General features: G+C 56.3%; 7 protein-coding genes. 2 read left to right on the top strand and 5 right to left on the bottom strand.

Annotated features, from left to right (window positions below):
- Nucleotides 1–359: 359 nt before the first annotated feature.
- Entirely contained in the window at nt 360–1,190 is an 831-nt protein-coding gene (gene licT, locus ACTQ3V_RS14680; protein WP_441468170.1) for a BglG family transcription antiterminator LicT, read from the top strand.
- Nucleotides 1,191–1,257: 67 nt separating this feature from the next.
- On the opposite strand, the gene cysS is transcribed toward licT, so the two are convergent.
- Entirely contained in the window at nt 1,258–2,673 is a 1,416-nt protein-coding gene (gene cysS / locus ACTQ3V_RS14675; RefSeq protein ID WP_441468169.1) for a cysteine--tRNA ligase, read from the bottom strand.
- A gap of 401 nt (nt 2,674–3,074) precedes the next feature.
- On the opposite strand from cysS, the gene ACTQ3V_RS14670 reads away from it, so the two are divergent.
- A complete protein-coding gene (locus tag ACTQ3V_RS14670) occupies nt 3,075–3,659 on the top strand; it encodes a hypothetical protein (RefSeq protein ID WP_441468168.1) in 585 nt (194 codons plus the stop codon).
- 48 nt (nt 3,660–3,707) lie between these two features.
- Here ACTQ3V_RS14670 and mfd read toward each other — a convergent pair whose 3' ends face one another.
- The 4 genes from mfd to ACTQ3V_RS14650 form a co-directional block, all read right to left on the bottom strand.
- Nucleotides 3,708–7,166: a transcription-repair coupling factor gene (gene mfd / locus ACTQ3V_RS14665; protein ID WP_441468167.1), complete on the bottom strand. Its 3,459-nt coding sequence runs from the start codon at nt 7,164–7,166 to the stop codon at nt 3,708–3,710.
- A gap of 246 nt (nt 7,167–7,412) precedes the next feature.
- Complete coding sequence (nifU, locus tag ACTQ3V_RS14660) at nt 7,413–7,862, bottom strand: Fe-S cluster assembly scaffold protein NifU (RefSeq protein WP_441468166.1); 450 nt, start codon at nt 7,860–7,862, stop codon at nt 7,413–7,415.
- 32 nt (nt 7,863–7,894) lie between these two features.
- Complete coding sequence (locus ACTQ3V_RS14655; protein ID WP_441468165.1) at nt 7,895–9,136, bottom strand: cysteine desulfurase family protein; 1,242 nt, start codon at nt 9,134–9,136, stop codon at nt 7,895–7,897.
- 183 nt (nt 9,137–9,319) lie between these two features.
- Nucleotides 9,320–10,249 carry a putative ABC transporter permease gene (locus tag ACTQ3V_RS14650; protein ID WP_441468164.1) on the bottom strand — a complete coding sequence of 310 codons (930 nt, stop codon included), beginning with the start codon at nt 10,247–10,249 and terminating at the stop codon, nt 9,320–9,322.
- Between the last annotated feature and the right edge of the window lie 226 nt (nt 10,250–10,475).

Below are 10,475 nucleotides of genomic sequence, written 5' to 3'. Positions count from 1 at the left end.
CACAAAGCAGCTTGCTGTCCATAACCGCTGCTCCAATAACTTTCCCATGAGGCCTCTGGGTTGGCTTTCTCCTTTAGAGTTCTCTGTCCAATATGTTTGACAAACCTACACCCGACAAACGAAAACAAATCTTTGCAATTTTTTAGCATGCCTGTCCCGGTATCATTGACCGCTGCGCTGAAGGCATGGTATACTTGTTTCAATATACGGAAAGGGAACAGGAACAGCGGATATGCCGCATACGCCGAAAGCATGCGTCGATTCGATGCAATTAGGGAAAATCACTGTGACCACGCTTTCAAGTGCTTCTCTGTTTTCCGACGAAGAATACGGGCTGCGGCTGACAGAGAGGTGAAGGCATGCAAATTCAAAAGGTTCTGAACAATAATGTAGTCATTGCGCTGGATGAAACCGGCGAGGAAACCGTGTTGATGGGGCGGGGATTGGGTTTTGGCCGTCACACCGGCGACAGCGCCCCTGCACACCTGATTGAAAAGCGCTTCACGCTGCATGCCGGACAGCTGTCCGACCGCTTTCAGCAATTGCTGACCAGTATTCCACTGCCGCATTTTTTGCTCAGCGAGCGCATTATCGACCATGCCAAGCACACACTGAGCGCAGCATTGTCGGACAGTATTTATGTTACCCTGCCTGACCATATTTCAGCCGCGATTGAGCGGCACAAGCAGAATATTGAGTTGTCCAATCCGCTTTTGTGGGATATTCGTCAGTTTTATCCGGAGGAGTACCGGGCGGGCTGCGCCGCCGTTGACCTCATCCGCGAGGAAACCGGCATCGATTTTGCCGAGGATGAAGCGGGCTTTATCGCCATGCACTTTGTCAATGCGGAGGGTGGCGGAGAATTACCCGAGGTTTACGACATGACCTGTCTGATGCAGCGAGTGTTCGGACTGATTCGGGAACAGTTTGGTGTCGAACCCGAACACGATTCGCTCGATTTTTGCCGTTTTGTCGCCCATCTGAAGTTTTTAGCGCGCCGTATTGCCGCGGGTCAGCGCTACGGCGACCGCGACGCCGACCTTCTTCCCCCCGTACAGCATAAGTATCCCGCTGCCTTCGCTTGTGCGCAGATGATTTGTGGTGCGATTTTACAGGAATACGACTTTGATGCCGGCAAAAGCGAGCTGCTGTATCTCACGCTTCATATCGCCCGCATTACCGGCACGTGAACACCCTGACAAAGCCATACGGCCACCCCAAGAACCTTCTCCTTGGGGTGGCCGTTCATTTTTCGTTTTATGCGCGGCTCCACTGGGTGCCCTGACGGGTATCCTTGATGGTGACACCCATCGCAGCCAGCTCGTCACGGATGCGGTCGGCTTCCGCAAAATTCTTCTCCTTCTTAGCCGCCGCGCGCTGCGCAATCAGCGCTTCGATCTTCTCCGCGTCCGGATCTACCGCGTCGTCGCGCTTCTGCACCAGATTCAAAACGCCGGTCAGCTCCATGAACAGATCGTGCGCCGCGGTCAGGAACGCCTTGCTTGCGTCCTGATGCGCACCCATATAGGCATTGATCTCGCGCGTCAGCTCAAAGATGGCGGAAAGCGCGTCCGCCGTGTTCAGATCGTCGTCCATCGCGTCGATGAACTTCTGCTTGTACGCCGCAAGCGCTTCCATCTTGGCCGCTTCCTCCGCGGTCATCGTGTCGCCCTCGGCCTTTTCGATGCGGAACTCCATGTTATTCCGCGCCTCGTACAGACGCGCCAGCGATGCCTTATTCATCTCCAGCGACTCAGCCGAGTAGTTTAGCGGCGTGCGGTAGTGCGCGGACAGCATGAACATACGGATAGTCTCATAACCAAACTGCTTTGCCGCGTCGCGCACCATGAAGAAGTTGCCCTTGGATTTGGACATTTTCTCATTGTCGATGGTCAAAAAGCCGTTGTGCAGCCAATAATGCGCAAAAGCGCAGCCGTTTGCACACTCAGACTGGGCAATTTCGTTCTCGTGGTGCGGGAAAATCAGGTCAAGACCGCCGGAGTGGATATCGATGGTCGGGCCGAGGTACTTATTGACCATCGCGGAGCACTCAATGTGCCAGCCCGGACGGCCCTTACTGCCCCACGGCGTGTCCCATGCGGGTTCACCCGGCTTTGCCGCCTTCCAGACCGCAAAGTCCATCGGGTCCTCCTTGACTTCGCCTACGCTGATACGCGCGCCCGCTTGCAGCTCCTCCATCGGCTGATGGCATAGCTTGCCGTAGCTCGGGTCGGACTTGGTACGGAAGTATACGTCGCCGTTCGGCGCAAGATAGGCATGGCCGTTGTCGAGCAGCTTCTGCACAATGTCAATGATTGCGTCCATCGTCTCGGTCGCACGGGGATGCACGGTCGCCTTGCCAACGCCCAAACCTTCCGCGTCCACATAGTACTCCTTGATATAGCGGTCAGCGATGACGTTGAAGTCCACGCCCTCTTCGTTGGCCTTATTGATCACCTTGTCGTCAATGTCGGTGAAGTTCTGCACAAACTGCACTTTATAGCCACGGTACTCAAAGTAGCGGCGCAGCAGGTCGAACACGATGAACGGGCGCGCGTTGCCGACGTGGAAATAGTTATACACGGTCGGGCCGCAGGAATACATTTTGACCTCACCCGGGGTGATCGGGACGAACTCCTCCTTCTGGCGGGTCAGGGTGTTAAACAGTTTCATATCACACTCTCCTTATCGAGATAATTTTACAAAAATACAGCCGCCTCTTTTTGTCAAAGAGGCGGCATGGTGTCGCGGTTCCACTCCTGTTTTTCACTCGGATGCAGGATAACGGGTGCGTCCCGCGGGGCGTTTGACCCCGATGCTCGACGGGCGCACTTCGCCGCCCCGCGCGCAAAGCCCTTTCAGCCGAGGGGCTTCTCTCTATTCGCGCGCCAAGAAACGGTTACTTTTCCCGCGTCTTTGCATACGTTTCTATATTACAGTGCCAGTATAGCAACAATCCGTGTAAAAGTCAAGCCGCCACTCTGCTCACCTGTTATCTCTCAACACTTTGCGGACGATATGTATAATATATGACATTTTGCCTTTTACAATCACCACAGGAAGGAAGAGATTTCATGACAATCGGTGGATTCCAAAGCAACTGGTTCAATGTCACAACGCATACGCTGGAAAACGGCAATCTGCTGCCGATCGCCACGGTTAAAGACGAGAATAAGGAAGAATTTGCCGCATATACGAAAGATTTGCTGGAACAGCTGGAGCAGCGCAATCCTTCTGCGGGCGTGGATGCACTGACTAAAGAAGAGCTCAAAGCATTAAACGAGAAATACGACACGGATGATATGAGCTACGATGAATACCAGTCCTTTTTGCGCGACCTCGTCGATATGGGTGCACTGACCGAAACCGATCGCTGGCTGGCCGGCGGTGCAAAGAAAGTGGGAGATGTGTACATGACACCGGTCATTCCCTGCATGCGCGCCGCTGTGCAAGATGCCTCCCTGATCACCCCTTCGATGGCACATCTCTCCTATGACTTCCCGGTAGGGACGGATTCGGTGGATATCACAGAATGGATTAAGTACCGCGCCAGCACCGATATGGCGTATTATCTCTCCGGTGAGCGATATGATCTCGATCTGGACGAACTCAACCAAAAGATGGCGGACATTCTGGATGCCATAAACCGGGCCGACTGAAAAGATACAACACCCGATGGGAACCACGTTCCATCGGGTGTTTTTTTGTTATGCGGTCTGCGCGTACTTGCCGACCAGTGTTTCCGCCATGTTGAGCGGCGCTTCGCCCTTGTTCAGCCGCAGAGACAGATACGGCGTTGAGCCTGCATTGAGCAGCAAGCGACCGCGGAAGTCCGCATCCCCACACAGCGCGGACAGGCGCGCAAAGTCGGTCTGGGCAAAGGTCAGCAGCAGACGGCCATCCTGTTCCTTGATTTCCGAAATGCCCTGATCGCTGGCACGGCTACGCAGCAGCGCGATATCCAGCAGCGCCACGGCTTCCGTAGGCGGTTCGCCGAAACGGTCGATCAGCTCGTCGAGCATGTCGCTCTTCTGCTCCTCCGTGCGGATGAGCGCAATCCGGCGGTACAAATCAACGCGCTGACCCGCATCCGGCACATAGTCGGACGGCAGGTTGGCGCTCAACAGCAGCTCGGCCGCGCAGTCCACGCGCGGCTTGGGCGTCTCGCCCTTCTCTTCCTGCACGGCCTCTTCCAGCAGCTTAAGGTACAGGTCATAGCCGACGCTCATCATGTGGCCCGACTGCTCAGGGCCTAAAACATTGCCCGCGCCGCGAATTTCAAGGTCGCGCATGGCAATCTTGAAGCCCGAGCCGAACGCCGCGAACTCGCGGATGGCGGACAGCCGCTTTTGCGCAATCTCGGAAAGCGCCTTACCGCGTCGGTAGCACAGATAGGCGTAGGCGTGGCGGCTCGACCGGCCGACGCGCCCGCGAATCTGGTGCAGCTGAGCAAGTCCCATGTTGTCCGCGTTCTCGATAATCAGCGTGTTGGCATTCGGGATGTCGATGCCGGTCTCGATGATGGTCGTGCAGACCAGAATGTCGGTTTCACCGTCCGCCATGGCGTTCATCGCGGCGGCAATCTCCTTTTGCGTCATCTTGCCATGCACAATGCCGATGCGCGCGTCCGGCAGACGCTGCTGCAACAGATTGGCGCACCGCGCGATAGATTCCACACGGTTGTGCAGGTAGTATACCTGTCCGCCACGCGCCAGCTCGCGACGAATCGCGTCCAACAGTACGCCGTCATTCTGCTCCAGTACAAACGTCTGCACCGGATGACGGTCGAGCGGCGGCTCCTCAATCGAGGACATATCGCGGATGCCGCTCAGTGCCATATTGAGCGTGCGCGGGATAGGCGTCGCCGACAGCGTCAGCACGTCCACATTCTTGGACAGTTCCTTGAGCGTTTCCTTGTGGCTAACGCCGAAACGCTGCTCCTCGTCCACGACGAGCAGACCCAAATCTTTGAACTTGATCTTCTTATTAAACAGCTTATGCGTGCCGATCACGATATCGACCGAGCCGGCCTCCAGCTTTTTGAGCAGCTTGGTTTGCTCCGAGCCGGTTTTATAACGTGTGAGCAGCTCAATGGTTACCGGATGCCCTTGGAACCGCTGCAAGGCGGTCAGGTAATGCTGACGCGCAAGCACGGTAGTCGGTACAAGGATGGCGGCCTGTTTGCCCGCCAGCACACACTTCATCACCGCGCGCAGCGCAACTTCGGTCTTGCCGAAGCCCACATCGCCGCACAGCAGACGATCCATCGGCCGATCGGACTCCATATCCATCTTGATTTCCGCGATGCAGCGCAGCTGGTCGTCGGTTTCCTCATAAGGGAAGGCTTCCTCGAACTCGCGCTGCCATGCGTCGTCCTGTGGGAAAGCAAACCCCTTGACCTTAGCGCGCTCGGCGTACAGTTTTATCAGCCCCTCGGCCAGTTCCTTAGCCGCCGCCTTGGCCCGCGCCTTGGAGCGCGACCAATCCGCGCCGCCGAGCTTATTGAGCCGCACCTTTTCCGGCTCGCCGCCGCCGATATATTTGGAAATCAGGTCAAGGCTCGTCGCCGGAACATACAAAAAATCCGTGCCCGCAAAGGCAATCTTGATAAAATCGCGCTCCGCACCGTCCACCGTCATGCGTTCCATGCCGACAAAGCGACCGATGCCGTGATGCTCATGCACGACCAAATCGCCCGGTGTCAGGTCGGTGAACGACTTGACGCGATCACGGTTCGACTTCTTGACCTGCGCCTTTTTGCGCCGTGCAAGCACTTGCCCTTCCGTGATGACCACCAGACCGAGGTCGGGATATTCAAAGCCCGCGGACAGCGTACCCTCCATGACGCACACCTGCCCGCCCTTGGGCAGCAGGTCGCTGACTGTTGCCGTCAAACCGGCTTCGGTCAGCGCATCGCACATATTGCGGCATCGCAGCGCACTGCCGCACAGCACAGCCACCGCACGTCCCTGCTGGGTATAACCGCGGATATCGGCTGCTGCCATGTCCAGATTGCCGCCATAGGCGTTCATCTGGTTGGCAACAAAGTTTTCCAAATGCTGCGGTGCGAGTTCGGGCACGTTATTCAGGAAACTATCCAGCCGCAAAATCGTATGCGGCATACGGGCAAGCGCGCCAAAGTCGAGCGCATAGCCGTCCAGCCCGGGGGCCATCTCCCCGCGCTCGAGCAGCGCAGTCACGTCATCCGCAATCCGAGCGGCAAAATCGCGCACGGCGTCACGCAGACGCGGCGTATCCTCTATGAGCACAATCGCGTTTTCCGGCAGGTAATCGAGCGCGGTCGCCAGTTCTGGATAGACCAGCGGCAGGTATTTGTCCGCCGCAGGCAGTGCGCCAGTCTCCTCCAGTCGCTCCGCATCGCGCTCGATATGCGCCACGAGGTCAGGATGCTTCTTTTTACGGGTGGAAAGCAGCCCACGCACGGCCTTCGCCAGCCCCTTCGCGCCACCCTGCGCGAGATGCGGCAGCGTTTCCATACACGGTAGACAGCGCAGTGTTTCGGCGGTTTCCAGCCGCCGCTGACTGCCCACGTCAAAGGTCGCAATCGAATCAATTTCGTCGTCCCAGAACTCCACGCGATATGGGTTGGCTGCCTGCGGCGGGAACACATCCAGAATACCGCCGCGCACCGAAAACTGACCCATACCCTCGACCTGCACACAGCGTTCGTAACCCGCACGGATCAGCTGCTGCGTGAGTGTTTCCAGCGGCACGGTTTGTCCGACGGCAAGCTGCACCACCGCGCTTTGCAGTGCGTCGGGCGGCAGGGTGCGCTGCACAGCCGCCTGCACGGACACCACCGAAAAGGCCGCATCCGGCAGAGCATCCAGTACGGCAAGGCGTTTTTGCTCATATCCGCGCGACACCCCCACCACATCCGCCATGACCAATTCACGCGCAGGCAGGGTGAGCACCTCGCGCTCGGCAAAGGCCTGCAAGTCGAGCGCAAACCGCGCCGCTGCCGTATCGTCATCGGTCAGCACGCACACCGGACGGCCGGTGTCCAGTCCGAGCGCCGCCGCGAGATGCGCCTTATGGATCGCGGACAGTCCCACCGCCAGCAGCGGCGTTTTGCCCTGCTGTATCGCACTTTTTAACACTTTGTATTCATTTAGGAATGTTATACTTTTTGTAATTTCTGTCATTGCAGGCTGTCTTCCCTCCTTCAGACACGCCAAAAGGGCAGATTTTGCAATCTGCCCTGCTATCGCTCGGAAACACGTTTCCGAGCGAATGATTCACGCATCAAAACGCCCGGCAAAGCTGGGCCTTTTGATAAAAATAGCAGCACACTGCTATTTTCTGATAAAATACGCGCTCCGCGCGCAATATTTCGACAAACTGAGGGCAGATTTTGCAATCTGCCCTCAGTGTATGCGTGTGTTTACAACTTAATGCGCGTGTTCGTCATGCTCGTGGTGGCAAGCGGCGCAATCCATGTCACAGCCAAGAATCTCAGTAGGATCCTTGCCCAGACGCTTGTAATAGTCCGCGATAGCCGAACGCAGCGCCTCCTCGGCAAGCACCGAGCAGTGCATCTTGACCGGCGGCAAGCCGTCCAGTGCCTCCGCAACCGCCTTATTGGTCAGCTTGAGCGCTTCTTCCAGCGTCTTGCCCTTGACCATCTCGGTCGCCATCGAGCTGGTCGCAATTGCCGCGCCGCAACCAAAGGTCTTGAACTTGACATCCTCAATGACGCCGTCATCCGACACCTTGAGATAAATCTTCATGATATCGCCACACTTGGCGTTGCCGACCTCACCGACGCCGTTAGCGTCCTCAATCTCTCCCACGTTACGCGGATGGGTGAAGTGATCGAATACCTTTTCGCTGTATTGCATAGAAAAAATCTCCTTTTTCTGCTAAATCTATCTTAGTGATGTTCGTGCAGCTCACTTGCTGCGGTCAGGTTAGGTTTGCCGTTTTCCCATACCGGGCTCATTGAGCGCAGCGTGGACACTACCTGTGCCACCGTCTCGATGATGTAATCGACATCCTCTTCGGTATTCTGCTCGCCCAGTGTCAAACGCAGCGAACCGTGCGCAATCTCGTGCGGCAGGCCAATGGCCATCAGCACATGAGACGGGTCAAGCGAACCGGTCGAGCAGGCCGAGCCGGTCGAACCGCAGATGCCCATGTTGTCCAGCATCAGAATCAGGCCTTCGCCCTCGACCGCCTCAAATACAAACGACGCCGTGCCCGGCAGACGGTTTTTCGGATCGCCCGTAAAGTGCGTATAGGGAATGTTGTCCATCACGCCCTTGACCAGCTTATCCGTCAGGCGCTTCACGTAGCCCATCTTCTCATCCATGCCCTCAACGGCTTCCTTCATCGCCGCGGCAAGACCGATGCAGCCCGCAGTGTTTTCGGTGCCCGAGCACAGGCCGCGCTCCTGTCCGCCGCCGTACACCAGCGGCTCGAGTGCAATACCCTTTTTCAGATACAGCACACCCACGCCGCGCGGGCCACAGAACTTATGCGCGGACAGCGACAGCATATCAATGCCCATTTCCTGCACGTCGATGTGCATATGGCCGATCGCCTGCACCGCATCCGTATGGAACTTTGCGCCGACCGAATGGGCGAGCGCCGCAATTTCCTTCAGTGGCTGAATGGTGCCGATTTCATTATTCGCCGCCATGACACTGACCAGCGCGGTATCTTCGCTCAGTTCCCGCTTGAGCTGCTCGAGATCGACATGGCCTTCCTTGTCCACATCCAAATAAGTGACGCGAAAGCCTTCTTTTTCCAGTGCCTCACAGGTGTACAGCACCGCGTGGTGCTCAATCTTCGAGGTGATCAGATGCTTGCGGCCTTTTGCCGTCGGCCCGTGCATAAAGCCGCGAATAGCAAGGTTGTCCGCCTGCGAACCGCCGCCGGTGAAAATGATTTCACCCGGGGCGTAGTCATTGGCCTCGTTGACCGGAGACGCCGCGTTCAGGCACTTGCCGACTGTCGTGCGCGCCTCGTTGAGCGCCATCTTAGCCTCGCGGCCGATACGATACAGCGAGGACGGGTTGCCGTAAAACTCGGTCAGCCAAGGTTTCATCGCGTTAAATGCGGTTTCGGACAGCGGGGTCGTTGCCGCATTGTCCGCATAAACAAATCTTTTCATTTTATCTCAAGCCTTTCTCTCCAAAAAGGGGATACACAATTCACGGATACTCCACCAAAACGATAGGTTCTCCGGTGTATTACTAATATACACCTCGAGCGCGCATTTTAGCAAGCGAAAAACTGACGAAACGCGCGCATGTAATGGCATCATTTTGCATCATTTTGTGCATTTTGTGTAGTTTTAACCGCGGCGACGCGTGTCAATCCGCTTTTTCAGGCGCTGCAGCACGGCATCATAGCGCGCAGACCGCGCCGTCGGATTGCCGCGCAGCATGCTTTTCCGGATGCGGCCAAGGCTCGCTGCCTGCTCGTCAAAGCGATTTTGCAGCTCATCCAGCCGCGCAAGAATCTGCTCCTTCGCGTCAGCAAGCTGCTCGCGGGCACCGTCCATCCGCTCGGAGAACTGCTCCCGTGCGCCGCCTATGCGTTCAGAAAACTGCTCACGGGCGTCATCCATTTTCTCCGACCATTCGCCGCGCGCTTCGTCCACACGGTATGACAGACGGGTCAGCTGCACCAAAGCGGTCTCGGAAAGCTGTCTGCGAAGCTCCGCGCCTTGCTCACGCAATTTATCCAGCTCCTCCAGCATACGTGCCAAATCCAATGCCGTGCGTACGGATACCGCAACATCACTCGCGAACATAACCGAAAGCAGCACATCGACCACAATGAGCAGCCAGAACGGCAGCATCACCACAATGGTCTCCACCGGCGGATGGATCGCCCGCGCCAAAATCAACCCCAAAAAGCCCCAGCACAGCGAAGATTGCAGGCAGATGCGCCCCTGAAACTGAAACCGATGGGTGGAGTAATCCCAGTATTTGACCTTAAACAGTTTTTCCATCACCACGCCGACAACATACTCAAATACCGTCGCCGCCAGCATGCTGGCAAAAAACAATTCCACCGGCCGATCATACAGCGGCAGCGAAACATGCAGCAGAATCGTCGCCCCAAAGCCGTAAATCGGCAGCATCGGCCCGCGCAAAAAGCCGCGGTTGACAAACCGCCGCTGTTGTAGGGATACGACGGTGGATTCAAAGCACCAGCCCAGAAAGCAGTACAGATAAAAAACCAGCAGCCACTGCGGGGCAGAATAATCATACAACAAAGGGGCAGCCCCTCTTTCTACCAGAATACAAAATCTTCCTTGATATCTATTTTACTATTCTATCTAATTTTTTGACTTTTTGCAAGGGTACAGGTATAATAGAATTAACTTATTCATGTAGGAGTACAATACATCTTGGACAGTTGAATAAAAAAGGATGAAGGATAAGACCACATCGGTTAAAGTTGAGTTGCTATACAACAACTTGTCGAAAGGGGGCCATATC

Origin of the sequence: Candidatus Agathobaculum pullicola (assembly GCF_052117205.1) — a bacterium.
Taxonomy (GTDB): Bacteria; Bacillota; Clostridia; order Oscillospirales; family Butyricicoccaceae; genus Agathobaculum; species Agathobaculum pullicola.
This window is presented reverse-complemented; position numbering and strand designations above follow the sequence as displayed.